General features: G+C 62.7%; 36 protein-coding genes. 32 read left to right on the top strand and 4 right to left on the bottom strand.

Going from position 1 to position 23568, the window contains the following annotated elements; genetic code table 11:
- Positions 1–32: 32 nt before the first annotated feature.
- The 5 genes from tuf (at position 33) to AKL02_RS18295 (ending at position 3517) form a co-directional block, all read left to right on the top strand.
- Complete coding sequence (gene tuf, locus AKL02_RS18315; RefSeq protein ID WP_078571262.1) at positions 33–1208, top strand: elongation factor Tu; 1176 nt, start codon at positions 33–35, stop codon at positions 1206–1208.
- 213 nt (positions 1209–1421) lie between these two features.
- Positions 1422–1730: a 30S ribosomal protein S10 gene (gene rpsJ / locus AKL02_RS18310; protein WP_036639457.1), complete on the top strand. Its 309-nt coding sequence runs from the start codon at positions 1422–1424 to the stop codon at positions 1728–1730.
- Between the two features lie 10 nt (positions 1731–1740).
- Positions 1741–2607, top strand: coding sequence for a 50S ribosomal protein L3 (rplC, locus tag AKL02_RS18305; RefSeq protein WP_078542383.1), 867 nt, complete (start codon positions 1741–1743; stop codon positions 2605–2607).
- Positions 2604–3224 carry a 50S ribosomal protein L4 gene (gene rplD / locus AKL02_RS18300; protein WP_075773839.1) on the top strand — a complete coding sequence of 207 codons (621 nt, stop codon included), beginning with the start codon at positions 2604–2606 and terminating at the stop codon, positions 3222–3224. The genes rplC and rplD overlap by 4 nt, the downstream gene beginning before the upstream one ends.
- A complete protein-coding gene (locus tag AKL02_RS18295; RefSeq protein WP_078521296.1) occupies positions 3221–3517 on the top strand; it encodes a 50S ribosomal protein L23 in 297 nt (98 codons plus the stop codon). Before rplD ends, AKL02_RS18295 begins: the two co-directional genes overlap by 4 nt.
- Before the next feature lie 129 nt (positions 3518–3646).
- On the opposite strand, the gene AKL02_RS18290 is transcribed toward AKL02_RS18295, so the two are convergent.
- Complete coding sequence (locus AKL02_RS18290; protein WP_083078219.1) at positions 3647–3952, bottom strand: SH3 domain-containing protein; 306 nt, start codon at positions 3950–3952, stop codon at positions 3647–3649.
- 255 nt (positions 3953–4207) lie between these two features.
- Between AKL02_RS18290 and rplB the strand changes: the two genes are divergently transcribed.
- The 5 genes from rplB to rplP are packed head-to-tail and all read left to right on the top strand — an operon-like array spanning position 4208 to position 6850.
- Positions 4208–5047: a 50S ribosomal protein L2 gene (rplB, locus tag AKL02_RS18285; protein WP_078521293.1), complete on the top strand. Its 840-nt coding sequence runs from the start codon at positions 4208–4210 to the stop codon at positions 5045–5047.
- A gap of 3 nt (positions 5048–5050) precedes the next feature.
- Positions 5051–5329, top strand: coding sequence for a 30S ribosomal protein S19 (gene rpsS / locus AKL02_RS18280; RefSeq protein WP_078521291.1), 279 nt, complete (start codon positions 5051–5053; stop codon positions 5327–5329).
- A gap of 5 nt (positions 5330–5334) precedes the next feature.
- The gene (rplV, locus tag AKL02_RS18275; protein WP_078521290.1) at positions 5335–5715 is read left to right on the top strand and encodes a 50S ribosomal protein L22; all 381 of its coding nucleotides are present in this window, start codon (positions 5335–5337) and stop codon (positions 5713–5715) included.
- Entirely contained in the window at positions 5715–6422 is a 708-nt protein-coding gene (gene rpsC, locus AKL02_RS18270) for a 30S ribosomal protein S3 (protein ID WP_078521288.1), read from the top strand. The genes rplV and rpsC overlap by 1 nt, the downstream gene beginning before the upstream one ends.
- Positions 6423–6436: 14 nt before the next feature.
- Positions 6437–6850 carry a 50S ribosomal protein L16 gene (gene rplP / locus AKL02_RS18265; RefSeq protein WP_078542381.1) on the top strand — a complete coding sequence of 138 codons (414 nt, stop codon included), beginning with the start codon at positions 6437–6439 and terminating at the stop codon, positions 6848–6850.
- A 75-nt stretch (positions 6851–6925) separates the two neighbouring features.
- Here the strand turns inward: rplP and AKL02_RS18260 are convergent, their stop codons facing one another.
- Both AKL02_RS18260 and AKL02_RS18255 read right to left on the bottom strand, forming a co-directional pair.
- Entirely contained in the window at positions 6926–7459 is a 534-nt protein-coding gene (locus AKL02_RS18260; protein ID WP_083078220.1) for a flavodoxin domain-containing protein, read from the bottom strand.
- An 82-nt stretch (positions 7460–7541) separates the two neighbouring features.
- Positions 7542–8177 (bottom strand): 2OG-Fe(II) oxygenase family protein, encoded by a 636-nt coding sequence (locus AKL02_RS18255; RefSeq protein WP_078549284.1) that lies wholly within the window; start codon positions 8175–8177, stop codon positions 7542–7544.
- Between the two features lie 188 nt (positions 8178–8365).
- Here AKL02_RS18255 and rpmC point away from each other — a divergent pair, with 188 nt between their 5' ends.
- The 11 genes from rpmC to rpmD all read left to right on the top strand — a co-directional run bounded on the left by rpmC (position 8366) and on the right by rpmD (position 12650).
- Positions 8366–8566, top strand: a complete 201-nt coding sequence (gene rpmC / locus AKL02_RS18250; RefSeq protein ID WP_075773849.1) for a 50S ribosomal protein L29 — start codon at positions 8366–8368, stop codon at positions 8564–8566.
- A 12-nt stretch (positions 8567–8578) separates the two neighbouring features.
- The gene (gene rpsQ / locus AKL02_RS18245; RefSeq protein WP_078521280.1) at positions 8579–8812 is read left to right on the top strand and encodes a 30S ribosomal protein S17; all 234 of its coding nucleotides are present in this window, start codon (positions 8579–8581) and stop codon (positions 8810–8812) included.
- Between the two features lie 76 nt (positions 8813–8888).
- Positions 8889–9257: a 50S ribosomal protein L14 gene (rplN, locus tag AKL02_RS18240; RefSeq protein ID WP_075773851.1), complete on the top strand. Its 369-nt coding sequence runs from the start codon at positions 8889–8891 to the stop codon at positions 9255–9257.
- Positions 9257–9562, top strand: coding sequence for a 50S ribosomal protein L24 (rplX, locus tag AKL02_RS18235; protein ID WP_078521279.1), 306 nt, complete (start codon positions 9257–9259; stop codon positions 9560–9562). The genes rplN and rplX overlap by 1 nt, the downstream gene beginning before the upstream one ends.
- Positions 9562–10119, top strand: a complete 558-nt coding sequence (rplE, locus tag AKL02_RS18230) for a 50S ribosomal protein L5 (RefSeq protein ID WP_078549282.1) — start codon at positions 9562–9564, stop codon at positions 10117–10119. Before rplX ends, rplE begins: the two co-directional genes overlap by 1 nt.
- 19 nt (positions 10120–10138) lie before the next feature.
- Positions 10139–10444 (top strand): 30S ribosomal protein S14, encoded by a 306-nt coding sequence (gene rpsN / locus AKL02_RS18225; protein ID WP_075773854.1) that lies wholly within the window; start codon positions 10139–10141, stop codon positions 10442–10444.
- A gap of 10 nt (positions 10445–10454) precedes the next feature.
- Positions 10455–10853: a 30S ribosomal protein S8 gene (gene rpsH, locus AKL02_RS18220; RefSeq protein ID WP_152845393.1), complete on the top strand. Its 399-nt coding sequence runs from the start codon at positions 10455–10457 to the stop codon at positions 10851–10853.
- Between the two features lie 10 nt (positions 10854–10863).
- Entirely contained in the window at positions 10864–11397 is a 534-nt protein-coding gene (rplF, locus tag AKL02_RS18215; RefSeq protein ID WP_078521275.1) for a 50S ribosomal protein L6, read from the top strand.
- An 11-nt stretch (positions 11398–11408) separates the two neighbouring features.
- On the top strand, positions 11409–11768 hold the full coding sequence (gene rplR, locus AKL02_RS18210; RefSeq protein ID WP_075773856.1) for a 50S ribosomal protein L18: 360 nt from the start codon (positions 11409–11411) through the stop codon (positions 11766–11768).
- Between the two features lie 114 nt (positions 11769–11882).
- Entirely contained in the window at positions 11883–12452 is a 570-nt protein-coding gene (gene rpsE, locus AKL02_RS18205) for a 30S ribosomal protein S5 (RefSeq protein WP_078549280.1), read from the top strand.
- A gap of 12 nt (positions 12453–12464) precedes the next feature.
- The gene (gene rpmD, locus AKL02_RS18200; protein ID WP_075773858.1) at positions 12465–12650 is read left to right on the top strand and encodes a 50S ribosomal protein L30; all 186 of its coding nucleotides are present in this window, start codon (positions 12465–12467) and stop codon (positions 12648–12650) included.
- A 90-nt stretch (positions 12651–12740) separates the two neighbouring features.
- Here rpmD and AKL02_RS18195 read toward each other — a convergent pair whose 3' ends face one another.
- Positions 12741–13319, bottom strand: coding sequence for a ferritin-like domain-containing protein (locus tag AKL02_RS18195; RefSeq protein ID WP_198453215.1), 579 nt, complete (start codon positions 13317–13319; stop codon positions 12741–12743).
- A gap of 215 nt (positions 13320–13534) precedes the next feature.
- Between AKL02_RS18195 and AKL02_RS18190 the strand changes: the two genes are divergently transcribed.
- The 11 genes from AKL02_RS18190 to AKL02_RS18140 all read left to right on the top strand — a co-directional run bounded on the left by AKL02_RS18190 (position 13535) and on the right by AKL02_RS18140 (position 23515).
- The gene (locus AKL02_RS18190; RefSeq protein ID WP_078521656.1) at positions 13535–13951 is read left to right on the top strand and encodes a universal stress protein; all 417 of its coding nucleotides are present in this window, start codon (positions 13535–13537) and stop codon (positions 13949–13951) included.
- A gap of 39 nt (positions 13952–13990) precedes the next feature.
- Positions 13991–15631, top strand: coding sequence for a BCCT family transporter (locus AKL02_RS18185; protein ID WP_078521273.1), 1641 nt, complete (start codon positions 13991–13993; stop codon positions 15629–15631).
- A gap of 105 nt (positions 15632–15736) precedes the next feature.
- Positions 15737–16483 carry an energy-coupling factor ABC transporter ATP-binding protein gene (locus AKL02_RS18180; protein WP_232621670.1) on the top strand — a complete coding sequence of 249 codons (747 nt, stop codon included), beginning with the start codon at positions 15737–15739 and terminating at the stop codon, positions 16481–16483.
- Positions 16458–17072 (top strand): energy-coupling factor transporter transmembrane component T family protein, encoded by a 615-nt coding sequence (locus tag AKL02_RS18175; RefSeq protein ID WP_083078222.1) that lies wholly within the window; start codon positions 16458–16460, stop codon positions 17070–17072. Before AKL02_RS18180 ends, AKL02_RS18175 begins: the two co-directional genes overlap by 26 nt.
- Position 17073: 1 nt before the next feature.
- Positions 17074–17619 carry a biotin transporter BioY gene (locus AKL02_RS18170; RefSeq protein WP_083078223.1) on the top strand — a complete coding sequence of 182 codons (546 nt, stop codon included), beginning with the start codon at positions 17074–17076 and terminating at the stop codon, positions 17617–17619.
- A gap of 10 nt (positions 17620–17629) precedes the next feature.
- A complete protein-coding gene (locus tag AKL02_RS18165) occupies positions 17630–18565 on the top strand; it encodes an asparaginase (protein WP_083078224.1) in 936 nt (311 codons plus the stop codon).
- 83 nt (positions 18566–18648) lie between these two features.
- The gene (locus AKL02_RS18160) at positions 18649–20097 is read left to right on the top strand and encodes a DUF2252 domain-containing protein (protein ID WP_083078225.1); all 1449 of its coding nucleotides are present in this window, start codon (positions 18649–18651) and stop codon (positions 20095–20097) included.
- A gap of 127 nt (positions 20098–20224) precedes the next feature.
- The gene (locus AKL02_RS18155) at positions 20225–21190 is read left to right on the top strand and encodes a LacI family DNA-binding transcriptional regulator (RefSeq protein ID WP_232621669.1); all 966 of its coding nucleotides are present in this window, start codon (positions 20225–20227) and stop codon (positions 21188–21190) included.
- 135 nt (positions 21191–21325) lie between these two features.
- Positions 21326–21994 (top strand): amino acid ABC transporter permease, encoded by a 669-nt coding sequence (locus tag AKL02_RS18150; RefSeq protein WP_078600727.1) that lies wholly within the window; start codon positions 21326–21328, stop codon positions 21992–21994.
- Between the two features lies 1 nt (position 21995).
- Positions 21996–22652, top strand: coding sequence for an amino acid ABC transporter permease (locus AKL02_RS18145; RefSeq protein ID WP_083078227.1), 657 nt, complete (start codon positions 21996–21998; stop codon positions 22650–22652).
- Between the two features lie 35 nt (positions 22653–22687).
- On the top strand, positions 22688–23515 hold the full coding sequence (locus tag AKL02_RS18140) for a transporter substrate-binding domain-containing protein (RefSeq protein WP_083078228.1): 828 nt from the start codon (positions 22688–22690) through the stop codon (positions 23513–23515).
- The last annotated feature ends 53 nt before the right edge of the window (positions 23516–23568 follow it).

The following is a 23568-nucleotide window of genomic DNA, read 5'->3' as shown; positions in this document are numbered from 1 at the left end:
TTTCCAATCCAACGCACTGACAGGAGGCCATCATGGCAAAGGAAAAGTTTGAACGTAACAAACCGCACGTCAACATCGGCACGATTGGCCACGTTGACCACGGCAAGACGACGCTGACGGCTGCGATCACGAAGTATTTCGGTGATTTCCGCGCGTATGACCAGATCGACGGCGCGCCGGAAGAGAAAGCCCGCGGCATCACGATCTCGACCGCGCACGTGGAGTACGAGACCGAGTCGCGTCACTACGCGCACGTCGACTGCCCCGGCCACGCCGACTACGTGAAGAACATGATCACGGGTGCAGCGCAGATGGACGGCGCGATCCTGGTTGTGAACGCAGCTGACGGCCCGATGCCGCAGACCCGCGAGCACATCCTGCTCGGCCGTCAGGTCGGCATCCCGGCGATGGTCGTGTACCTGAACAAGGTTGACCAGGTCGACGACGAAGAGCTGCTCGAGCTCGTGGAAATGGAAGTTCGCGAACTTCTGTCGTCCTACGACTTCCCCGGCGACGATATCCCGATCATCAAGGGTTCGGCTCTGGCCGCGATGGAAGGCCGTGATCCGGAAATCGGCGAGAACTCGATCCGCGCGCTGATGGAAGCTGTCGACAGCTACATCCCGACGCCGGAGCGCGCCGTGGATCAGCCCTTCCTGATGCCGATCGAAGACGTGTTCTCGATCTCGGGCCGTGGTACGGTTGTGACCGGCCGCGTCGAGCGTGGCGTGATCAACGTCGGCGACGAACTGGAAATCGTGGGTATCCGCGACACCTCGAAGACGACCTGCACGGGCGTCGAGATGTTCCGCAAGCTGCTGGACCGTGGTGAAGCTGGCGACAACATCGGCGCGCTGCTGCGCGGTGTGGACCGTGACGGCGTTGAGCGTGGTCAGGTTCTGTGTAAGCCGGGTTCGGTTAAGCCGCACACGAAGTTCGAGGCAGAAGCCTACATCCTCACCAAAGAGGAAGGTGGCCGTCACACCCCGTTCTTCGCGAACTACCGTCCGCAGTTCTACTTCCGCACGACGGACGTGACCGGCACCGTGACCCTTCCCGAGGGCACCGAGATGGTGATGCCGGGCGACAACCTGAAGTTCGAAGTCGAACTGATCGCTCCGATCGCGATGGAAGACGGTCTGCGCTTCGCAATCCGCGAAGGTGGCCGCACCGTCGGCGCCGGCGTCGTCTCCAAAATCATCGCGTGATCGATGGTTTCGGAGCCCTCTCCGGGGCCCCGAAAACGACAGTTGGAAAGAATTTGAATGGTGCGCCGAAAGGCGCGCCATTCGCTCTTGACAGACTCAGAGTGACGCCATAGAGGACGCGCCTGATCTGCCAAGATTTTCAGGTTCGATGCAGGCGCTACATTCGGTGCCGTCTGCCTCTCAACCTTCACGCCATGCGAAGAGGCATGACATATGACCGGCCAAAATATCCGCATCCGGCTCAAGGCGTTCGATTACCGCGTGCTGGACGCCAGCACCCAGGAAATCGTGAACACCGCGAAGCGCACGGGTGCTCAGGTTCGCGGGCCCATCCCGCTCCCGAACAAGATCGAGAAATTCACGGTTCTGCGTGGTCCGCACATCGACAAGAAGTCGCGCGACCAGTGGGAAATCCGGACGCACAAGCGTCTTCTCGACATCGTCGATCCGACCCCCCAGACCGTGGACGCGCTGATGAAGCTCGACCTCGCAGCGGGCGTCGACGTCGAGATCAAGGTGTAAGGAGGGCATTATGCTGCGGACTGGTGTTATCGCCAAGAAGCTGGGCATGACCCGGCTCTTCCTTGAGGACGGCAAGCAGGTTCCTGTGACCGTTCTCCAACTCGACAAGCTTCAGGTGGTGGCTCAGCGCACTTCCGAACTCGACGGCTACACCGCCGTTCAGCTCGGCGCTGGTGAAGCCAAGGCCAAGCGTACGACCGCCGCTCTGCGTGGTCACTTCGCGAAAGCCAATGTCGCCCCGAAGCGCAAAGTCGCGGAATTCCGCGTCGCTGAAGAAAACCTGATCGAAGTGGGCGAGGAAATCACCGCGAACCACTATTTCGAAGGTCAGTTCGTGGATATCGCGGGCACCTCGATCGGTAAGGGTTTCGCCGGTGCTATGAAGCGTCACAACTTCGGCGGTCTGCGCGCCACGCACGGTGTGTCGATCTCGCACCGCTCGCACGGTTCGACCGGTCAGTGTCAGGACCCGGGCAAAGTGTTCAAGGGCAAGAAGATGGCAGGTCACCTCGGTGCCGTGCGCGTCACGACCCAGAACCTTCAGGTCGTCAAGACCGATGCCGACCGTGGCCTGATCATGGTCAAGGGTTCGGTGCCGGGCGCCAAAGGTGGCTGGGTGACGGTCAAGGATGCGGTCAAGAAGCCGCTCTCCGAGAACATCATCTACCCCGCCGCGCTGAAGTCGGCTGCCGAAGCCGCTGCGAAAGCTGCTGAAGAAGCCGCTGCCGCTGCTGCTGCCGAGGCTGAAGCCGAAGCTCAGCGTCTCGCCGAGGAGCAGGCCGCTCAGGAAGCTGCTGCGCTGAAGGAAGCTGAAGAGTCGATCGAAGCCGACAAAGGCGAAGACGGCGGCGAAGCGCCCGAAGGAGACAAGCAATGAAACTCGATGTGATCAAGCTCGACGCCGGCAAAGCCGGTTCGATCGACCTCGCCGACGAGATCTTCGGGCTCGAGCCGCGTGCGGACATCCTGCATCGCGTCGTGCGCTGGCAGCGCGCGAAGGCTCAGCAGGGCACCCACTCGGTTCTCACCCGCTCGGAGGTCAGCTACTCGACCAAGAAGATCTACCGTCAGAAGGGCACCGGTGGCGCACGTCACGGCTCCCGCAAGGCGCCGATCTTCCGCAAGGGTGGTGTCTACAAGGGCCCGACCCCGCGCAGCCACGCTCATGACCTGCCCAAGAAGTTCCGGGCTCTGGGTCTGAAGCACGCGCTGTCGTCGAAAGCCGCCGCTGGCAAACTGATCGTCCTGGAGGACGCGCAGCTCGCCGAAGCCAAGACCAAGCTGCTGGCGAAAGCCGCCAAGGAGCTGGGCTGGAAAAAGGTGCTGGTGATCGACGGGGCCGAGGTGAACGAGAACTTCGCCCAAGCCGCGCGCAACATCGACGGCATCGATGTGCTGCCTTCGATGGGCGCCAACGTGTATGACATCCTCAAGCGTGACACGCTCGTGCTCACGAAGGCGGGTGTCGAAGCTCTGGAGGCTCGTCTGAAATGAGCGCGAAACCCGAACATTACGACGTGATCGTCAAGCCGATCATCACCGAAAAGGCCACCATGGCCTCGGAGAACGGCGCTGTTGTTTTCGAAGTTGCTAAAGACGCTTCGAAGCCGCAGATCAAAGAAGCTGTTGAGACTCTCTTCGGCGTCAAGGTGAAGGCGGTCAACACCACCATCACCAAAGGCAAGACCAAGCGCTTCCGGGGCACCCCCGGCCGTCGCTCGGACTTCAAGAAAGCCTACGTGACGCTGGAAGAAGGCAACACGATCGACGTCACCACCGGTCTGTAATCCGGTAGGACAGAGAAATTGAGAAGGCCCTCGCTGATGCGGGGGCCTTTTCGTTTGCCGTGTCGGGGGGGAGGGAGCGCTTGCCGCTCATGGAGTGCCCGGGCGGCCAGCCTGGGCAGCGCCAGCGCCTCACTTCTCGCGCAGGTAGCTCTCCGAGACATAGCCGCGCAGGTTGCGGGCGACGTCGAGCGAGACGTTGCACCAGCGGGTATTGCCGCTGCGCTCGCAGCTGCGCACATGGACGAGCGCGCCGTTCGGAAGCCCCAGGATCACCTTGTAGCCGGTGCCGGGGCCTGCGCGCAGTTTCAGCATGTCCTCGCCTTTCACCCCGGCGACCTCATAGGTGCCGCGCCATGCGTCGGCGAGGGTGGGGGTGGCGAGGGTCGCTGCCGCGCAAAGCGCGGCTGCAAGGAGGATTGCTCGGGTTGGACGCATTGGTTGCTCCTGTTATGTCTTCTGCCTCGAGAGCCATTTTGCCCGCCCGGACGACGAAGCGCCAGTTGCTTGGTCCGTCGCGCGCAAAAACAGGCCAAGCCTATAGACTCACCCCCGCATCCCTGCTACATCGCGCCAGTCTCGCGGCCTCGGATTCGTTCCGGGGCCCGTGATTTTTGAATTCGGGGACCTTCGGGGCCCTATACACACAGACAGGCGGGGCAACTCGCCGCAAACCAACGGAAGACAGAAAGCATGGCACTCAAGTCGTATAAGCCGACGACGCCGGGCCAGCGTGGGCTGGTTCTGATCGACCGTTCGGAGCTTTGGAAAGGCCGTCCGGTCAAAGCCCTCACGCAGGGTTTGACCAAGTCGGGTGGCCGGAACAACACCGGGCGGATCACGATGTGGCACAAGGGTGGTGGCGCGAAGCGTCTCTACCGCATCGTCGATTTCAAGCGTCGCAAGTTCGATGTTCAAGGCACCGTCGAGCGGATCGAATACGATCCGAACCGGACCGCCTTCATCGCGCTGATCAACTATGAAGATGGTGAGCAGGCCTACATCCTCGCACCCCAGCGTCTCGCTGTCGGTGACAAGGTCGTTTCGGGCTCGCGTCACGACGTCAAGCCGGGCAACGCGATGCCGTTCTCGGGCATGCCGATCGGTACCATCGTCCACAACGTCGAACTGAAGCCCGGCAAGGGTGGCCAGATCGCACGCGCCGCGGGCACCTACGCCCAATTCGTCGGCCGTGACGGTGGCTACGCTCAGCTGCGTCTTTCGTCGGGCGAACTGCGCCTCGTGCGTCAGGAATGCATGGCGACCATCGGTGCCGTGTCGAACGCCGACCACTCGAACCAGAACCTCGGTAAAGCCGGTCGTAAGCGCCACATGGGCGTCCGTCCGACCGTCCGCGGTGTCGCGATGAACCCGATCGACCACCCGCACGGTGGTGGTGAAGGTCGTACCTCGGGTGGCCGTCATCCGGTTACGCCGTGGGGCAAGCCCACCAAGGGCAAGCGCACGCGCGTCAACAAGAAGACGGACCAGTATATCCTGCGTTCGCGTCACGCGAAGAAGAAGGGTCGCTAACATATGTCTCGTTCTGTTTGGAAAGGCCCCTTCGTTGATGCCTACCTGCTGAAAAAAGCAGAGAAGGCTCGCGAGTCGGGCAAAGGCGACGTCATCAAGATCTGGTCGCGTCGCTCCACCATCCTGCCGCAATTCGTTGGTCTGACCTTTGGGGTCTACAACGGCCACAAGCACATCCCGGTGAACGTCACCGAGGAAATGATCGGTCAGAAGTTCGGTGAATATTCGCCGACCCGCACCTATTACGGGCATGCGGCCGACAAAAAAGCCAAGAGGAAGTAATCGTCATGGGTAAGGAAAAGAATCCGCGCCGCGTGGCGGAGAACGAAGCGATGGCGAAGACCCGCATGCTTCGCACCTCGCCGCAGAAACTGAACCTCGTCGCCGCGATGATCCGTGGCAAGAAGGTCGACAAGGCCCTTTCGGACCTGACCTTCTCGAAGAAGCGCATCGCGCTCGACGTGAAGAAGTGCCTTCAGTCGGCAATCGCCAACGCTGAGAACAACCACGGCCTGGACGTGGACGAGCTCGTCGTGGCGGAAGCCTGGGTTGGCAAGAACCTGGTGATGAAGCGTGGCCGTCCGCGGGCACGTGGTCGCTTCGGCAAGATCATGAAGCCGTTCTCGGAAATCACCATCAAGGTGCGTCAGGTTGAGGAGCAAGCGTAATGGGTCAGAAGGTTAATCCGATCGGCATGCGCCTCCAGGTCAACCGCACCTGGGATAGCCGCTGGTATGCCGACAGCAAAGACTACGGCGACCTGCTGCTCGAGGACATCAAGATCCGCGAGTTCATCCACGAGGAAGCCAAGCAGGCCGGCATCAGCCGTGTCATCATCGAGCGTCCGCACAAGAAGTGCCGTGTGACCATTCACGCAGCACGTCCGGGCGTCATCATCGGCAAGAAGGGCGCTGACATCGAAGCGCTCCGCAAGAAGCTGGCGAACTTCACCGACAGCGAGCTGCACCTGAACATCGTCGAAGTCCGCAAGCCGGAACTCGATGCGCAGCTCGTCGCCGAGTCGATCGCACAGCAGCTCGAGCGTCGTGTCTCGTTCCGTCGCGCCATGAAGCGCTCGGTGCAGAACGCGATGCGTATGGGTGGTCTTGGTATCCGTGTGAACGTCGCTGGCCGTCTGGGCGGCGCCGAGATCGCACGTACCGAGTGGTATCGCGAAGGTCGCGTTCCGCTGCACACCCTGCGTGCCGATATCGACTATGCGCTGTCCGAAGCGTCGACCCCCTACGGGATCATCGGCGTGAAGGTCTGGATCTTCAAAGGCGAGATCATGGAACATGATCCGCAAGCTCGTGACCGCAAGCACGCTGAAGCCCAAGAGGGCCCGGCACCGCGCGGCCCGCGTCGCGATCGCTGAGGGAGTAGATAGTTATGCTGCAACCGAAACGGACGAAGTTCCGCAAGATGCACAAAGGCCGGATTCACGGTGAAGCCAAAGGTGGTTTCGACCTGAACTTCGGTCACTTCGGCCTCAAGGCAGAGGCGCCCGAGCGCGTTACCGCCCGTCAGATCGAAGCTGCGCGTCGTGCGATCACCCGCCACATGAAGCGTCAAGGCCGTGTCTGGATCCGGATCTTCCCGGATACCCCGATCACCGCGAAACCCACCGAAGTCCGTATGGGTAAAGGTAAGGGTTCGGTCGACCGTTGGGCCGCCAAGGTCAAGCCCGGCCGCGTGATGTTCGAGATCGACGGCGTCAACGAAGAGACCGCTCGCGAGGCTCTGCGCCTCGGCGCGGCCAAGCTTCCGGTCGCCTGCCGTATCGTCGAGCGTCAGGACTGGTAATCCCGGTCTGACTGCTTAAGACAAACGAAAGCCCCGCCAGAGATGGCGGGGCTTTTGCTTTGGGAGGATGGGCGGTCAGGCGCCGTCGGAGATCCAGCCGTCGATCAGCGCATCGAGCGCCTCCCAGTCGGTATATTCGATATCGGCGTCGAGATCGGCATCGGGGTCCTTCTTCGCCACGATCCGGCGCATCACGAACCGCCGGAAGACATCGTATTTCGACGGCAGGTAAGCGCCCGCGATCTGTTCCGTCAGATCCGGCGTCCAGCCGGTAGCGGCCTCGAAATCCTTGAGGATCTTGTCGAGGGCGCGCCAGTCCTCCGCGTCGTGACCGGCGGCGGCCAGGGACACGGAGAGGAAGAGGCTCGGGCGGTTCCGGATGATGTCGCGTTGCTCTGCGACGAAATCGGCGAAGCGGCCCTGATAATGTCCGACATGGATAGAGGCCGCGAGGATGATCCGGTCGAACCGGTCGAGGTCCATCCCCTCGGCTTCCTTAGTGGAAATCAATTCGGCGGAATGGCCCAATTCGGAGATCCGGTCGGCGACGTGCCGCGCGATCTTGCGGGTTTGCCCCTCGCTGGAGGCATAGGCGACGAGTGTTTTCATGCTGCGCTCCCGTTATCTGGTTGCGCAGCAAGGAAATCAGGTGAGACCCGGTTTGGCTATGATTGCGATCAAAGCGTAGGGCTCAATCCACCCATTTGTAATTGAAGCTCACCGAGATGCGCTCGTCCTCGGCCATGTTCATCGGCACCTCGTGGCGCAGCCAGCTTTCCCAGAGCAGCACCTCGCCGGGTTCGGGGGCGATGTAGATGAAGGGCTGCAGCTCGCGCCGGGCGGTCTTGAGGCGGGTAGGGGCCGCCATCATCCGGGCGCTGCGCGGGTCTTCCAGCTTCAGCGCAGAGGCGCCGTCGGGCATCGCGACATAGGTCGTGCCCGAGATCACCGAATGGGGGTGGAGGTGCGAACTATGGGTGCCGCCTTCGGGCAGGATGTTGATCCAGAGGTCTTCGAGCACCAGCTTGCCCTCGCCCAGATCGAATTGCAGATCCTCGGCGAAGGCCGCGACGTGCTTGTCCAATGCCTTCACCATGTCCGCGAAGATCGGGAAGCGCCAGGGCAGGTCGGTGAGCGAGGCGTAGGAGGTGTAACCCGGATAGCCGTTCTCCTCGCACCAGTCCTGACCGGCCTCGTCATCCTCGGCGATGGCATAGCACGAGGCTTCCAGTTCGCCCGTATCGACCTTGGGGCCGAATGCGGATAGAGAGGCGCGGTAGAGGCGGGTGACGAAGAGGGACTCGATCTGGGTCTTGGGCTCGGACATTAGGGCTCTCGCAACTGGGCGTGGATTTATCCCCCTGTTACGCCAAAGCGGCCCGAAGGCCAAACAATCCTTGCCATATTCGATTCGCTCTGATATTGGCCCCAAGTTCCTGAAATCAGGACCGACATAACCCATCAGAAAGCAGGGTCACCCGCGAGGGGCCCTCTGATGCCAAGAAAGGACCCGGGATGAACGCCCAAGAACTCAAGGCGAAGACGCCTGATGAGCTGCGTGATCAGCTCGTCTCGCTGAAGAAAGAAGCCTTCAACCTCCGCTTTCAGCAGGCCACGAACCAACTCGAGAACACCGCGCGCATGCGCACCGTTCGTCGGGACGTTGCACGTATCAAAACCGTGCTGAACCAAAAAGCCGCTGAAGCCGCGAAGTAAGGAGAGCTTCCTATGCCCAAACGCATCCTGCAAGGTACCGTGACGTCGGACAAAAACGACCAGACCGTAACCGTTTCGGTCGAGCGCCGCTTCACGCATCCGGTTCTCAAGAAGACGATCCGGAAGTCCAAGAAATACCGCGCCCATGACGCGGAAAACCAGTTCAAGACCGGTGACATTGTTCGCATCGAAGAGTGCGCGCCCGTCTCGAAGACCAAGCGCTGGCGGGTTGTGGTTTCGGCGTAAGCCGGGGCCATCCGTCAGTATTCGAAACCCTGGGGCCCTTACTGCATAGGCGTCCCCAAAGGTCGGGAGTAACCCCATGATCCAGATGCAGACCAATCTGGATGTTGCTGACAACTCCGGCGCTCGCCGGGTTCAGTGCATCAAGGTCCTCGGCGGCTCGCACCGCCGTTACGCATCCGTGGGCGACATCATTGTGGTGTCGGTCAAGGAAGCGATCCCGCGCGGCCGCGTGAAGAAAGGTGACGTCCGTAAGGCCGTCGTCGTGCGCACCGCCAAAGAAGTTCGTCGCGACGATGGCACCGCCATCCGTTTCGACCGCAACGCCGCCGTCATCCTGAACAACGCGGGCGAGCCGGTCGGCACCCGTATCTTCGGGCCGGTCGTGCGTGAGCTGCGTGCGAAGAACTTCATGAAGATCATCTCGCTTGCTCCGGAGGTGCTGTAATGGCTGCTAAGCTCCGCAAAGGCGATAAGGTCGTCGTTCTCGCTGGCAAGGACAAGGGCAAGCAGGGTGAGATCACCTCTGTCGACCCGAAAGCCGGCAAAGCTGTCGTCGACGGCGTGAACGTTGCGATCCGCCACCAGCGTCAGACCCAGTCCAACCAAGGCGGTCGCCAGCCCAAGGCTATGCCGATCGACCTGTCGAACCTGGCTCTGATGGACGCAAACGGCAAAGCCACCCGCGTCGGCTTCCGCGAGGAAGACGGCAAGAAGGTGCGTTTCGCCAAGACCACGGGGGATGCGATCTGATGCTCGATCAAGCAACCTACACTCCGCGTCTTCGCGCTCTTTACCGCGACACCATCAAGGCGGCGCTGAAAGAAGAGTTCGGCTACAAGAACGACATGATGATCCCGAAGCTCGACAAGATCGTGCTGAACATGGGCGTCGGCGAAGCCGTGAAAGACACCAAGAAGGTCAAGCAGGCCGCCGAAGAGCTCTCGCTCATCGCTGGTCAGAAGGCCGTGATGACCAAGGCGAAGAAGTCGATCGCTGGCTTCCGCGTCCGGGAAGAGATGCCGCTGGGTACGAAAGTGACCCTGCGCGGTGACCGGATGTACGAATTCCTCGATCGCCTGATCAACGTTGCTATGCCGCGCGTTCGCGACTTCCGCGGCGTGAAGCCGTCCTTCGACGGTCGTGGCAACTTCGCAATGGGCCTCAAGGAACACATCGTGTTCCCCGAGATCGACTTCGATAAGGTCGATGAGGTTCTGGGTATGGACATCATCATGGTGACCACGTCTGACGTGGATGCCGAAGCGAAGGCGCTGTTGAAGCATTTCAACATGCCCTTCAACGCCTGATCGCGGAGGAACGAAACTTATGGCTAAGAAATCCATGGTTGCGCGCGAAGCGAAGCGCCAGCGTCTTGTGAACAAGTACGCTGACAAGCGGGCCGCGCTCAAGGAAATCATCAACGACCAGGAGCGCCCGATGGAAGAGCGCTTCAAGGCGTCGCTGAAACTCGCGGAACTCCCGCGCAACTCGTCGGCGGTCCGGCTGCACAATCGTTGCCAGCTCACGGGTCGTCCCCACGCTTACTACCGTAAGCTCAAACTCTCGCGGATCATGCTGCGTGACCTGGCCTCCTACGGTCAGATCCCCGGCATGGTGAAGTCGAGCTGGTAAGGAGGGCGACATGTCTGTGAACGATCCTCTCGGCGATATGCTGACCCGCATCCGCAACGCACAACTGCGTGGCAAATCCACCGTCCGCACCCCGGCCTCCAAGCTCCGCGCTTGGGTTCTCGACGTGCTGGCTGACGAAGGCTACATCCGTGGTTACGAGCAGGCGACGTCTGCTGCCGGCCATCCGGAGCTGGAAATCAGCCTCAAGTACTACGAGGGCACCCCGGTCATCCGCGAGCTGCAGCGCGTCTCGACCCCCGGTCGCCGCGTGTACATGGCCGCGAAAGACGTTCCGTCGGTCCGTCAGGGCCTCGGCGTCTCGATCGTCTCGACCTCGAAGGGCGTGATGTCGGATGCAAACGCACGATCCGCCAATGTTGGCGGCGAAGTGCTCTGCACCGTGTTCTAAGGAGGGCTCAATGTCTCGTATTGGTAAGAAACCGGTCGAGCTTCCCAGCGGCGTTTCTGCGCAGCTGTCGGGCCAGACCATCGAAGTGAAGGGGCCGAAAGGCACCCGTACCTTCACCGCGACCGACGACGTGACCCTCGCTGTCGAGGACAACGCCGTCACCGTCACCCCGCGTGGCCAGTCGAAGCGCGCGCGCCAGCAGTGGGGTATGACCCGCTCGCAGGTCGCGAACCTCGTCCAGGGCGTGACCGAAGGCTTCAAGAAGGAGCTGGAGATCCAGGGTGTTGGTTATCGCGCGCAGATGCAGGGCAACGTCCTGAAGCTGTCGCTCGGTTATTCGCACGAAGTCAACTTCGAGGTTCCGGAGGGCGTGACTGTCACCGCTCCGAAGCAGACCGAGATCGTTGTGGAAGGTTCTGACCAGCAGCAGGTGGGCCAGGTCGCGGCAAATATCCGCGAATGGCGTGCTCCCGAGCCCTATAAGGGCAAGGGCATCCGCTACAAGGGTGAGTATATCTTCCGCAAAGAAGGTAAGAAGAAGTAAGGAACGCGAAAATGGCAAACAGCAAACGGGATCTGTTCCTCAAGCGCCGCCTGCGCGTCCGGAACAAGCTTCGCAAGATGGCCGCTGGTCGCGCCCGTCTTTCGGTGCATCGTTCGTCGAAGAACATCAGCGTTCAGCTGATCGACGACGTCAACGGTCGCACTCTGGCCGCCGCTTCCACGCTCGAGAAAGATCTCGGTGTGGTCGGCAAGAACAACGTCGAAGCGGCAGCCAAAGTTGGCGCCGCGATCGCCGAGCGTGCGAAGAAGGCCGGTGTCGAAACCTGCTACTTCGACCGCGGTGGCTTCCTGTTCCACGGGAAGATCAAGGCGCTCGCCGACGCAGCCCGCGAAGGCGGTCTGAAGTTCTAAGACTGGTGGGGGACGTTCGCGTCCCCCCGATGATCCGGGCCGCGCCCTTCGGGGTGAGGCACCTGGATTGAGACAAACGGCGTGAGACCACGCCATCACGAGAAGGAATGCCTCATGGCAGAACGTGACAACCGCCGGGGCCGCCGCGACGACCGCGACGAAAACCCGGAATTCGCCGATCGCCTCGTCGCGATCAACCGCGTGTCGAAAACCGTGAAGGGTGGTAAGCGCTTTGGCTTCGCAGCCCTCGTGGTCGTCGGCGACCAGCGTGGCCGTGTCGGCTTCGGCAAAGGCAAGGCCAAAGAGGTTCCGGAAGCGATCCGCAAAGCCACCGAGCAAGCGAAGCGCAACCTGATCCGCGTCCCGCTGCGCGATGGCCGCACGCTGCACCACGACATCGAGGGCCGTCACGGCGCTGGTAAGGTCGTGATGCGCACCGCACCGGAAGGTACCGGGATCATCGCCGGTGGTCCGATGCGTGCCGTGTTCGAGATGCTGGGCGTGAAGGACGTCGTGTCGAAATCGACCGGCACCCAGAACCCCTACAACATGATCCGTGCCACGCTGAACGGTCTGACCCGCGAAGCAAGCCCCCGTCAGGTGGCTGCGCGCCGCGGCAAGAAAGTGGCCGACATCCTCAAGAAGCCCGAGGCTGAGGCAACTGCCGAAGCCACGGAAGCGTAAGGAGAGCGATCAATGGCTACCATCGTCGTCAAGCAGATCGGTTCGCCGATCCGTCGCCCCGCCATCCAGCGTGCCACGCTGAAAGGTCTGGGTCTGGACAAGATGAACCGTACCCGTGAGCTGGAAGATACCCCGGCCGTGCGCGGTATGGTCGCGAAGATTCCGCACCTCGTCGAAATCGTCGAAGAGCGCGGCTGAGCCGACCGGTTCGTCTGAATAACGAAACGCCCCGACCGAAAGGCCGGGGCGTTTTGCATTCGTGGGTTTCGCCTTCGGGGGCAGGGCACTTCAGTTCCAAGTGGGGCCTCTGCCGCCGCCATAGCCGCGCCCTTGGCCGCCCATGCCGCGCTCCTGCATCTGCCCACCGCCGCCGCAGCGCTGGAAGGCGGGCAGGTGTTTGGTCTGAGAGGCATCGCGCAGGCGCGTCAGGATCTGGGTAAGCTGCGCATTCCCGGTGACCGCCGGCAGGAGCCGCCCGTCATAGAGCCCGGAATTGGCCATCTCCGCCTGCACGCCAAGCGCACAAGCCTCGGCCAAGGTGCCCGGCACCGGGGCTAGAGGCTTCCCCCCACTCAGATAAGGGTTCGCGGGGACGGGTAGCCCGTTCTGCCGCAGCACAGCGATCAGCGCCGCGGCATGGGAAATCTCGGCCCGCTCGATATTCGAGAAGGGGCGCACGGCGCCAAACCTCTCCATGATCGCCCGATAGGTGGCCTGCGCGTGATACTCGTCATCCAGCGCCGCGAGCACCGCCCTATGTTCCGCCGAGGTGAGCGCCGCTTGTGCGGGTAGGGCCGTGCCTAAAACGACCGCGATCACGGTGACTATCGCGCCAAGTCTTGTTCCAAGTGAGCTGTGAAAACGCATCGCTCTCTCCTTCCTGAGCCAACTGGAAGTGATACGTCCGCGCAGGACGGAATCCGGCGCCGATGTGACCGCGCGCCGCAGGCCCCGAGGCAGGCATGTCATTTCTTTAATTTTTCTTCACGAAATCCGGAACCGAATGTGACACACTGGGTTGGTTGGATATCGTTGCATCCTGCAATAGGGTGCTGCGCTTCAAGACTGAGGGACGGATCGATATGTTTGAAAAAATCATGGTTCCGGTCGACCTGCGTCATGTCGAGAAGATGGGCAAGACGTTGAAAGTCGCTTCGGAAATCGCAGCGAAACACGACGCAGAAGTTGTTTTCATAGGTGTCACTAGCCAAGAGCCGAGCGAATTCGGCCACAATGCCAAGGAATATGCCGCGAAACTGGACGATTTCGCGCAGAGCCATGCCAACGAGTTTGGGCATAAGGGGTCGTCGAAGGCAGTCATCGTGCCCGACCCGGCCGTTGATCTCGACAAGACGTTGCTGAAGACGGCTGATGATCTTGGGGCCGATCTGGTGGTGATGGCCACGCATGTGCCCAACGCGGCCAACTATCTCTTTGCGTCGCATGGCGGCCACCTCGCCGCGCACAGCGATGCGTCGGTGTTTCTCGTACGCGGATAACGCGGACCAATATAACCAATAAGGACAGGAGGACGGCATATGGCCGAACCTGAAGAAGTTCAGGGCATCCCTGCCCCCGAAGGGGACACACAACTGATCGAGACCGACTATGAGATCGGTCAAGACAACCTCGAAGGGCAGGTAGGGCCCTTCGGTTTCGACATTCACAACCCTGTTTTCATGATCTCGGCGTTGTCCATCGTGGCCTTCGTCTTCTATGCGCTGGCTCTGCCGGAGCAGGCGAGTTCGCTGTTTGGCGCGATGCGCCCGTGGCTGACCTCGACCTTCGACTGGTTCTTCATGAGCGCCGCGAACATCTTCGTCATCTTCTGCCTTGCCCTGATCGTCTCGCCCTATGGCGCAGTGCGTCTGGGCGGCACGGATGCGGAGCCGGACTTCACCTATATGGGGTGGTTCGCGATGCTTTTCGCGGCCGGTATGGGCATCGGCCTGATGTTCTTCGGCGTGCTCGAGCCGGTCTATCACATGGCGGTCTCGCAGCCTCTGGGCACGCCTTCGCCCTTCGATGCGGATGGCAACCTGATCCCGGAGAATGTCGCACGGGCCAAGGAAATGGGCCTCGCCGCGACGATCTATCACTGGGGTCTGCACCCTTGGGCGATCTATGCGGTCGTGGCGCTCGCGCTGGCGCTGTTCTCCTATAACAAGGGTCTGCCGCTGACGATCCGTTCGGCCTTCTACCCGATCTTCGGTGAGAAGGTCTGGGGCTGGACCGGGCATATCATCGACATCATCGCGGTGTTCGCGACGCTGTTCGGCCTTGCGACCTCGCTCGGCTTCGGTGCCCAGCAGGCGAATGCGGGTCTCAACCACGTGTTCGGCGTTCCGATCGACACGACGGTGCAGGTCATCCTGATCACGCTGATCACCGGCGTTGCGCTGTTCTCGGTGCTGCGCGGCCTCGATGGCGGCGTGAAGCTGCTCTCGGAGATCAACATGGGCATCGCGGCGCTGCTGTTGCTCTTCGTGCTCTTCGCGGGCCCGACGCTGATGATCTTCACCGATTTCGGTCAGGGGCTTCTGGCCTATGCGAAAGACATCATCCCGCTGTCGAACCCAATCGGACGCACGGATGACAGCTATCGCGACGGCTGGACCGCGTTCTACTGGGCGTGGTGGATTTCCTGGTCGCCCTTCGTCGGCATGTTCATCGCCCGCGTGTCGCGTGGCCGTACCGTGCGCGAGTTCATCATCTGCGTTCTGCTGATCCCGTCGCTCGTCTGCGTGCTGTGGATGGCGGTCTTCGGTGGTGTTGCGATCGATCAGGTGATCTCGGATCCGTCCGGTTCGCTGGTAAAGGCGCAGGTCATCGATAGCTACAACCCGCCGCTGTCGCTCTTCGCGATGCTGGAGGGGCTGCCGCTGGCCTCGATCACCTCGGTCATCGCGATCGTCCTGGTCATCGTGTTCTTCGTGACCTCGTCGGACTCCGGCTCGCTCGTGATCGATACGATCACCGCAGGCGGCAAGGTCGACGCACCGGTCCCGCAGCGTGTGTTCTGGGCCACTTTCGAGGGCGCGGTCGCGATCGTGCTGTTGATCGGCGGCGGTCTGAGTGCGCTACAGGCGATGGTGATCTCCACCGGTCTGCCCTTCACGCTGGTTCTGCTGGTGATGTGTTGGGCGATCTGGAAGGGTCTGCGGACCGAGCCCCGGTAAGCTGACCACGCTTTGAGACAAAGGCGCGCGGGGGAAACCCCGCGCGCCTTTCGCTATGTGCAGGGCGTCTGGAAACGCGGCGCGTCTGCGTATATGACCCGGCGCATGTCTGACGGCGCGACCCAAACCTCCGCGAGCCATATCGCGATCTCCGATCTCGGCCACGATCTTGACGGTCGTCCGGTGCTGGAGGGAATTTCGCTGGAGACCCGCGCGCGGCGCATCGGCGTGGTGGGGCGCAACGGGTCGGGCAAATCCACCCTGTCGCGACTGATGGCCGGGCTGATCGCGCCGAGCCGGGGCAGTCTGCGGATCAACGGCCACGATCTGGCCGCCGACCGGAAGGCAGCGCTCCGCGAGGTCGGTATCCTGTTCCAGAACCCCGATCATCAGATTATCTTCCCGACCGTGATCGAGGAGATTTCCTTCGGGCTGCGTCAGCAGGGGATGAAAAAGCCCGAGGCCGAAGCTGCGGCCGATCGCACCCTGGAGCAGTTTGGCAAGGCGGCGTGGCGCGACGCCTATGTAACGACGCTCAGCCAAGGCCAGAAGCAGCTTCTGTGCCTCATGGCGGTGAGCGCGATGGCCCCGAACCTGCTGATCCTCGACGAGCCCTTCTCGGGCCTCGACATTCCGACCAAGGCGCAGCTGGGCCGGGCGCTGACGCTCTATCGCGGGACGCTGATGCAGGTGACGCATGACCCGCGCGAGCTGGAGCATTACGACGAAATCCTCTGGCTCGACCAAGGACGGCTGCGGATGCATGGCGCGGCGCGCGAGGTGCTGCCCGTCTACGTCGAAGAGATGACCCGCGCGGGAGAGGCCGATGATATCGCTCAGCTCTCCCCTTAAGACAGCCGCCCATGACTGGCCTGCGGGTCTGAAGCTCGCAGCGCTCTGCGTGGCGACCGTGGGGCTGTTCTATATCGAAAATCCGCTCATCCTTGCGGGCGTCGTGACCGCGATCCTGATCGCCTACGCTCTGCCGGGCCGCGCCTTCCTGCGCGCGGGGCTGGCGGCGCTGAAACTGCTCTGGCCCTTCATCGTGATCGTCGCGATCTGGCAGGCGGTGATCGGCGAGCTGGTGCAGGGCGCGGTGATCGTGATGCGGATGATCTCTGCCGTGGCGCTGGCGAACCTCGTGTCGATGACGACGCGGTTGAGTGATATGATCGCGGTCGTGCGCTGGCTGACGACGCCTTTGCGTCGCTTCGGGCTGTCGACCGCCGCGCTGGAGATCGCAATCGCGCTGGTGATCCGTATGGTTCCGGTGCTGACCAGCAAAGGGGGGCGCCTCACCGAGAGCTGGCGCGCCCGGGCCACCCGGCGGCCAAGCTGGCGGCTGGTGCTGCCCTTCACGCTTCTTGCGCTTGACGATGCCGACCATGTCGGCGATGCGCTACGGGCCCGGGGAGGGCTCACATCCGAGAGGGAGACTTGAGATGGAAAAGAATGTCGCGCTGATCGCGCTGTTTGCGGCCCTGATTGCAGTGCTCGCGCTGATCCCGAAAATCACGCTGGGCTTCGGGGTGCCGATCACGGCGCAGAGCCTTGGGATCATGCTGGCCGGCGCCGTGCTGGGATCGAAGCGCGGTGCGCTCGCGGTCCTGCTGTTCCTGCTGCTGGTAGCCGTGGGTCTGCCGCTGCTGGCCGGTGGTCGTGGGGGGCTTGGCGTCTTCTTCGGTCCGACGGGCGGCTTCCTGTTCAGCTGGCCGCTGGCCGCGTGGCTGACCGGCTTCGTCGTCGAGAAGTGGCGCTCGGTGCCGCTGGGTGCCTCGGTCTTCGTGGGGGCGATCCTTGGCGGGATCGTGCTGTCCTACGCGATGGGGATCGTCGGGCTGTCGCTGGCGCTCGGCAAGAGCCTGATCGAGAGTACCTCGCTGATGCTAGTCTTCATCCCGGGTGACATGATCAAGGCGCTGGTCGTGGCTGCGCTGACGGTGTCGCTGTCGCGCGCGCGGCCTTCCAGCGTCCTGTCGCGGCACTGAGACGCGTGGCGTGGCGCTGCTTCTGATCCATACGGGCGGGACGATCGGCATGGTAGCCTCGGACGCGGGATTTGTGCCGCAGCAGGGCGTGGTCGAGGAGTTCCTCGCCACCTTGCCCGAGGGGCGCGAGGTCGAGACCCTGCGCCTCGACCCGCTGATCGACAGCGCAAATGCCACGCCTGCTGACTGGGACCGGATTGCCGAGACCATTGCCGCGCATCACGACCGATACGACGGGGTGATCGTGACCCATGGCACCGATACGCTGGCCTATACGGCGGGGGCTTTGTGCTTCGCGCTCGAAGGGTTGGGCAAGCCGGTGATCGTGACGGGCTCGATGCTGCCGCTGTCGGTCGAAGGCAATGACGGCGCGCGCAATCTGAGCGACGCGATTGCGGCGGCAGGGCAGGCGGAGCCCGGCGTCTGGGTGCAATTCGCAGGACGCCTGCTGCATGGCGCGCGGGTCCGCAAAAGCCATTCGCGCGCCTTCGACGCCTTTGCCGCCGATCCCTCCGACATCCCGCCCTGTCAGCCGGGGTCGCGCCTGACCCGCCATCCGATCCGGCCCGCACGGATCGCCGTTCTGGCTGTGGCGCCGGGCGCGGAGGAGAGCCTTCTCGACCATGCCGGCAAGACCTGCGACGGGCTGGTGCTGCGTTGCTACGGCTCGGGGACTGCACCCGACACGCCCGGCCTGCGCGCAGCACTTGCCACTGCGCAAGAGCGCGCGATCCCCGTCATCGCGGTCAGCCAATGCCCCGAGGGCGGCATGGCGCTTGGCACCTATGCGGCGGGGGCGATCCTGCGCGATCACGGGGTGATCGACGGGCGCGACATGACGCCCGAGGCGGCCTATACCAAGCTCGCCCATGTCCTCTCGCTCGACGATCCGCAGGCGCGGGCCGCGCGCCTGTCCCGCGCGCTCTGCGGAGAATACACGCCCTGATCTGAGGTGTTCACGCCGGTTTTTCGGAACGTCTTCGCCCGCCTTTCCGTTAGGAGAGCGAACCCCGAAAAGGAGCACCTCCCATGGCCGAAGGCAACAACAAGCCGAAATCTTCCAATTCGAAAGCGCAAAGCCCGAAGCGGTCGCGCAAGGCCACCGGGGTCGCGCCCGTCGAACAGCTCCAGAGCCGGGTCGAGGCCTATCGCGAGCTTGCCGAGGCCTATGTGAAATATCCCTGCGTGATGCGTCCGGGCGACCTGACCGGGCTCGCGCGTCGCCTGCATGTGCGCTCTACGATCATCGAGGACCACGCGGTGCGGATCGACGAGAAGGCCGAGGGCGCGGGCGAGAAATTCGAGGAACTGGCGGATTCGCTGTTCTCCTTCTTCCGCGGCACCTCGCTTCTGTTCCACCGCGACATGCTGGGCGAGGATGAGCGGATGCCGACGGTGCTGGCGCTCGGCGACGTTCACCCCGAGAATTTCGGGATCATGCCCAATGCCGATAACGTGCCGATCTTCGGTGTGAACGATTTCGACGACGTGCTGTACGGGCCCTTCACCTGGGATCTGAAGCGCGGGATCACGGGCTTCCTGATCGCGGCCAAGGAAGAGGGCGATCAGAAGAAAAAGCACCGCGAGAAGATCGTGCGAAAATTCGTCGAGGGCTATCGCGAGGGGATGGAGTTCTACGCGCGCCACGACAAGGAGGCGAGCCAGCAGATGCGCCCCGATAACAGCCCGAAGGTGATCCAGCGGATGTTCAAGAAGGCGCGCAAGAGCCGGAAGAAATGGCTCTGGGATCGCTATCTCAACGAGACCGGGCGGGGCTTCCGGGCGAATGACGAGCTGACGCCGATCTCCAGCCGGATCGCTGAGTTTCAGCGATACATCAATGACGTGGCCAAACAGAACGGGATCGATCCGGGTGGTCGCGCGGGCGAGCTGAAGGTGAAGGATGTCTGCATCCGCCACGGGCAGGGCATGGCGTCGCTGGGTCTGCCGCGCTACTATTGCCTGATCGAAGGGCCGAGCAAGGATGCCAGCGACGATCTTATCATCGAGTTCAAGCGCGCCCGCCAATCCGCGCTGGAAGGCCTCGTGCCGGAGAATGATTTCGTCGCCGGCGACAAAGGCGACCGGATCGCGCATGGCCAGCGGGTCCATCTGGCGCAGGGCGACGTGTTCTACGGCAGCGTGGAGATCGACGAGATGAGCTTCATGTCGCGCGAGCGGGCGCCCTTCCGCGACGACATCGATCTCGACGATCTGTCGAAGGGGAGCTGGCGCGACTATGCCCATGCCTGCGGTCAGGCGCTGGCGCAGGCCCATGCACGGTCTGACGATGCGGGCGAGTTGGACTACCGGATCGAGCCGCGCATCATCGAGGCGATGCAGCCTTTCGATCTGTTCGTTGACGACTTGCTGTGTTTCGGACGCGAGGCGGTGAAGCGGCTCAAGCGCGACCACAAGTTCTTCAAGATGGATCTGAAGCGCGGCGCCTTCGACATGACGCAGAAGCACTACCGCTAGGGTCTCGCCTCTGGGCAGCGATTGGCGCGGCGAATCTGTCGTGCTTGCGTGATCGCCTTCGTGTCGTTACTCCGCGATTATGGCGGTCAAGCGTACGACATTGATGGATGTGGCGCGGGCGGCGGGCGTGTCCCGCGCGACCGCCTCTCTTGTCATTCGTGGCTCCGATCTGGTTGCCGACAAGACGCGCGAGAAGGTCGAGAAGGTCATCGCCGAGCTCGACTACGTGCCCAATAGCGGGGCAGCCCGACTGCGCGGCCAGAAAAGCCGCACGGTCGGCGTCATCATCCCGAACCTGGTAAACAGCTTCTTCTCGGAATTCGTCGAGGGGATCGAGGCGGAGCTGGATGAGCAAGGCTATCAGGTCATGCTCGCCAGCTCGCGCGACGATCCGGAGCGGCAATCGGGGTTGCTGCGCCGGTTGCGTGAGCACGATGCCGAAGGGATCATCCTCTTTCCCGCCGAGGGGACCGAGCCGGACACGATAGAGAAACTGGTCGCAGCAGGCGTGCCGCTGGTGCAGGCGATGCGCCATGTCGGGCGCGATCTGAGCGATTTCGCCGGGTCCGACCACGGCCTCGCGGTGCGGCTGAGCGTGCGGCATCTGCGCGATCTCGGCCATCGGCGGATTTCCTTTGTCTCGCTCGCCGGGAAGGTGTCGACGCGGGAAGAACGTCTCGGGGCCTTCGAAGAGGAGTTGCGTGCGCAGGGGCTCGTCAGTGCCGGGGTGATCGACGTGCCGCTGGAGTGGGACGGCTCGCCGCAATCGGCCGCGATGCTGATGGCGCTGGAACCGCGCCCGACTGCCGCGATCTGTTTCAACGACATCCTCGCCTCGGGTCTGCTGCGAGGGTTGTTCGACCTCGGCCTGATGCCGGGGCGCGACCTCTCGGTGGTGGGGCACGATAACCTGTCCTTCATCGATCTCGGCGCGCCACCGCGCCTGACGACGGTGCAGGTTTTTCCGCGCCAGATCGGGGCGGCCTCGGCCAAGCTGCTGCTGCGGCGGATCAAGGACCCGAGCGCAGAGCTCAAATCCGAGATCGTGACGCCCCGCCTGCGGGTGCGAGACACCTCCGGCCCCGTCGACTGATCCCCAACAAAGGCCATCACGCATCCGTGATTTGCGACTCAGGATTTAGATCGCTCTAATTAGATCGATCTAAAAATTCATATGTCCAATCGTTGAGGAGCGGAGGGGCATGTGGTTACACGCAGGGGAGGCGACGTGTATCACTTCAATTTCACGCCCGTATTCGAGAATTTCGACCTGCTGCTCTATGGCGCATGGTTGACCATCCGCCTGTCTTTCGCGGCGATGATCCTGGGGCTGATCGTATCGGTGCTCGGGGCTGCCGCGCGCACCTCGCATTCCAAGGTGCTGCACGCCATTGTCGGCGCCTATGTCGAGATCATCCGCAACACGCCTTTCCTCGTGCAGATCTTCTTTCTGTATTTCGGGCTGCCCGCGATCGGGATCTCGCTCGATCCCAATGTCGCGGCGCTGATCGCGCTGGTGATCAATGTCGGCGCCTACGGGACCGAGATCACGCGCGCCGGGATCGAATCCGTGCCCCACGGCCAGATCGAGGCCGGGCGCGCGCTGGGTCTCGGGCCGATCCAGATTTTCCGTTACGTGATCCTGAAACCGGCCCTGCGCAACGTCTATCCGGCGATGACGAGCCAGTTCATCTACCTGATGCTGACCTCGTCGGTCGTCTCGACGATCTCGGCGAACGATCTGGCCTCCATCGGCGCGGATCTGAACGCCAAGACCTTCGCCAGTTTCGAGATCTACCTCGTCGTGACCGGCATCTACCTCGTCCTTTCGCTGCTGTTCTCGGGGCTCTTCAAGCTCATCCAGAACGCCGTATTCAACTATCCTGCGAGCCGCTGACATGATCCGCCAATTCGGACCTTCCGACATCCTGTTCATCATCGAGGCCGTGCGCTGGACTCTGTTGCTGTCGATCATCGCTTTCATCGGCGGCGCGATCGGCGGGCTGTTCGTGGCGCTGGCGCGCAGCTCTGGCTCGAAAGCGCTGCGCCGGATCAGCGCCGGGTTCATCCGCATCTTCCAGGGCACGCCGCTCCTGATGCAGCTGTTCCTGTTCTATTTCGGGCTGACCGTGCTGAACCTGCCGATCAACCCGCTTCTGGCGGCGGCGATCGCGCTGACCTTCCATGCCAGCGCCTATCTGGGCGAGATCTGGCGCGGCTCCATCGAGGCGGTGCCGTCCGGCCAGACCGAGGCCGCGACCGCGCTGTCGCTGAGCTATCGCGACCGGATGCAGCATGTGGTTCTGCCGCAAGCGGCGCGGATCGCCGTGGCCCCGACCGTCGGCTTCCTCGTGCAGCTGATCAAGGGCACCTCGCTGACCTCGATCATCGGCTTCACCGAGCTGACCCGCGCCGGTCAGATCGTCAACAACGCGACCTTCGATCCGTTCGTCGTCTTCGGGCTGGTGGCCGCGATCTACTTCATCATCTGCTGGCCGCTGTCGCTGTATGCGCGCCGGTTGGAAGGGCGGATGCGCCTCGCATTCACCCGCTGATTTTTCACCCGCTTCAGGTTTAGGAGGAGTAATCCATGAAGTTTCTCAAGACAGTTGCAACGGCGGCCCTGACGGTCGGCGCATTGATGGCAGGCCAGGCGCAGGCCACCACGCTCGATCAGGTCGAGAAGGCCGGCGTGCTCAAAGTCGGCATGCTCGTCGATTTCCCGCCCTTCGGTCTGATGGGCACCACCGGCAAGCCGGAAGGCTATGACGCCGATACCGCCAAGGCGCTCGCCGATTACCTCGGCACCAAGATCGAGATCGTGCCGGTGACCGGCCCGAACCGCATCCCCTACCTGCTCTCGGGTCAGGTCGACGTGCTGGTCGCCTCGCTGGGCATCACGCCCGAGCGCGCCAAGCGGGTCGATTTCTCGCGCCCCTATGCCGGGATCGAGATCATGGTCTATGGCAAGAAGGATGAGAAGGTTTCCAAGCCGACTGATCTGTCGGGCGAGTCGGTCGGCGTCGTGCGCGCCTCGACGCAGGATGCGGGCGTGACCAAGGTGGCCCCGGATGATGCAACGATCCGCCGCTTCGACGACGACGCGGGTGCGGTGCAAGCGCTGCTTTCGGGTCAGGTGCCGCTGATCGGCGTATCGAACGTCGTGGCAGCCCAGATCGAGAAGGCCGCGCCGGGTCGCTTCGACGAGAAGTTCCCGCTCTCGAGCCAGGTTCAGGGCATCGCGGTCGAGCCGGGCGCAGACAAGCTTCTGGCGAAGATCAACGAGTTCGTCGGTTCCGCAATGAAAGACGGCACGATGGACAAGATCTCCGAGCAGTGGCTCGCGACGGACATCCCTGATTTCGTCCGCAACGGCTCGGCCGAGGAGGCCGCGACGCCGAAATCGGCCACGAACTGATCTCATCCCACATCCGGCGCAGCCCCGCGCTGCGCCGGATCACCCTACAAGGC

It is taken from the genome of Thioclava electrotropha (assembly GCF_002085925.2).
Lineage (GTDB): Bacteria > Pseudomonadota > Alphaproteobacteria > Rhodobacterales > Rhodobacteraceae > Thioclava > Thioclava electrotropha.
Note: the sequence above shows the minus strand (reverse complement) of the source record. Positions and strands in the feature narration are given on the sequence as shown.

Bases quoted from the DNA above. Each gene is read 5' to 3' on its own strand.
- AKL02_RS18190 (WP_078521656.1), top strand. From the start codon at position 13,535: ATGTTTGAAAAAATCATGGTTCCGGTCGACCTGCGTCATGTCGAGAAG.
- rpsC (WP_078521288.1), top strand. From the start codon at position 5,715: ATGGGTCAGAAGGTTAATCCGATCGGCATGCGCCTCCAGGTCAACCGC.
- AKL02_RS18185 (WP_078521273.1), top strand. From the start codon at position 13,991: ATGGCCGAACCTGAAGAAGTTCAGGGCATCCCTGCCCCCGAAGGGGAC.
- AKL02_RS18295 (WP_078521296.1), top strand. From the start codon at position 3,221: ATGAGCGCGAAACCCGAACATTACGACGTGATCGTCAAGCCGATCATC.
- rpmD (WP_075773858.1), top strand. From the start codon at position 12,465: ATGGCTACCATCGTCGTCAAGCAGATCGGTTCGCCGATCCGTCGCCCC.
- rplX (WP_078521279.1), top strand. From the start codon at position 9,257: ATGGCTGCTAAGCTCCGCAAAGGCGATAAGGTCGTCGTTCTCGCTGGC.
- rpsQ (WP_078521280.1), top strand. From the start codon at position 8,579: ATGCCCAAACGCATCCTGCAAGGTACCGTGACGTCGGACAAAAACGAC.
- AKL02_RS18180 (WP_232621670.1), top strand. From the start codon at position 15,737: ATGTCTGACGGCGCGACCCAAACCTCCGCGAGCCATATCGCGATCTCC.
- rplC (WP_078542383.1), top strand. From the start codon at position 1,741: ATGCTGCGGACTGGTGTTATCGCCAAGAAGCTGGGCATGACCCGGCTC.
- AKL02_RS18290 (WP_083078219.1), bottom strand. From the start codon at position 3,952: ATGCGTCCAACCCGAGCAATCCTCCTTGCAGCCGCGCTTTGCGCGGCA.
- rplD (WP_075773839.1), top strand. From the start codon at position 2,604: ATGAAACTCGATGTGATCAAGCTCGACGCCGGCAAAGCCGGTTCGATC.
- AKL02_RS18255 (WP_078549284.1), bottom strand. From the start codon at position 8,177: ATGTCCGAGCCCAAGACCCAGATCGAGTCCCTCTTCGTCACCCGCCTC.
- rpsH (WP_152845393.1), top strand. From the start codon at position 10,455: ATGTCTGTGAACGATCCTCTCGGCGATATGCTGACCCGCATCCGCAAC.
- rplB (WP_078521293.1), top strand. From the start codon at position 4,208: ATGGCACTCAAGTCGTATAAGCCGACGACGCCGGGCCAGCGTGGGCTG.
- rplP (WP_078542381.1), top strand. From the start codon at position 6,437: ATGCTGCAACCGAAACGGACGAAGTTCCGCAAGATGCACAAAGGCCGG.
- AKL02_RS18195 (WP_198453215.1), bottom strand. From the start codon at position 13,319: ATGCGTTTTCACAGCTCACTTGGAACAAGACTTGGCGCGATAGTCACC.
- AKL02_RS18175 (WP_083078222.1), top strand. From the start codon at position 16,458: ATGATATCGCTCAGCTCTCCCCTTAAGACAGCCGCCCATGACTGGCCT.
- rpsE (WP_078549280.1), top strand. From the start codon at position 11,883: ATGGCAGAACGTGACAACCGCCGGGGCCGCCGCGACGACCGCGACGAA.
- rplF (WP_078521275.1), top strand. From the start codon at position 10,864: ATGTCTCGTATTGGTAAGAAACCGGTCGAGCTTCCCAGCGGCGTTTCT.
- AKL02_RS18140 (WP_083078228.1), top strand. From the start codon at position 22,688: ATGAAGTTTCTCAAGACAGTTGCAACGGCGGCCCTGACGGTCGGCGCA.
- rplE (WP_078549282.1), top strand. From the start codon at position 9,562: ATGCTCGATCAAGCAACCTACACTCCGCGTCTTCGCGCTCTTTACCGC.
- tuf (WP_078571262.1), top strand. From the start codon at position 33: ATGGCAAAGGAAAAGTTTGAACGTAACAAACCGCACGTCAACATCGGC.
- AKL02_RS18160 (WP_083078225.1), top strand. From the start codon at position 18,649: ATGGCCGAAGGCAACAACAAGCCGAAATCTTCCAATTCGAAAGCGCAA.
- rpsS (WP_078521291.1), top strand. From the start codon at position 5,051: ATGTCTCGTTCTGTTTGGAAAGGCCCCTTCGTTGATGCCTACCTGCTG.
- rpsN (WP_075773854.1), top strand. From the start codon at position 10,139: ATGGCTAAGAAATCCATGGTTGCGCGCGAAGCGAAGCGCCAGCGTCTT.
- rpmC (WP_075773849.1), top strand. From the start codon at position 8,366: ATGAACGCCCAAGAACTCAAGGCGAAGACGCCTGATGAGCTGCGTGAT.
- rplN (WP_075773851.1), top strand. From the start codon at position 8,889: ATGATCCAGATGCAGACCAATCTGGATGTTGCTGACAACTCCGGCGCT.
- AKL02_RS18145 (WP_083078227.1), top strand. From the start codon at position 21,996: ATGATCCGCCAATTCGGACCTTCCGACATCCTGTTCATCATCGAGGCC.
- rpsJ (WP_036639457.1), top strand. From the start codon at position 1,422: ATGACCGGCCAAAATATCCGCATCCGGCTCAAGGCGTTCGATTACCGC.
- AKL02_RS18170 (WP_083078223.1), top strand. From the start codon at position 17,074: ATGGAAAAGAATGTCGCGCTGATCGCGCTGTTTGCGGCCCTGATTGCA.
- rplV (WP_078521290.1), top strand. From the start codon at position 5,335: ATGGGTAAGGAAAAGAATCCGCGCCGCGTGGCGGAGAACGAAGCGATG.
- rplR (WP_075773856.1), top strand. From the start codon at position 11,409: ATGGCAAACAGCAAACGGGATCTGTTCCTCAAGCGCCGCCTGCGCGTC.
- AKL02_RS18260 (WP_083078220.1), bottom strand. From the start codon at position 7,459: ATGAAAACACTCGTCGCCTATGCCTCCAGCGAGGGGCAAACCCGCAAG.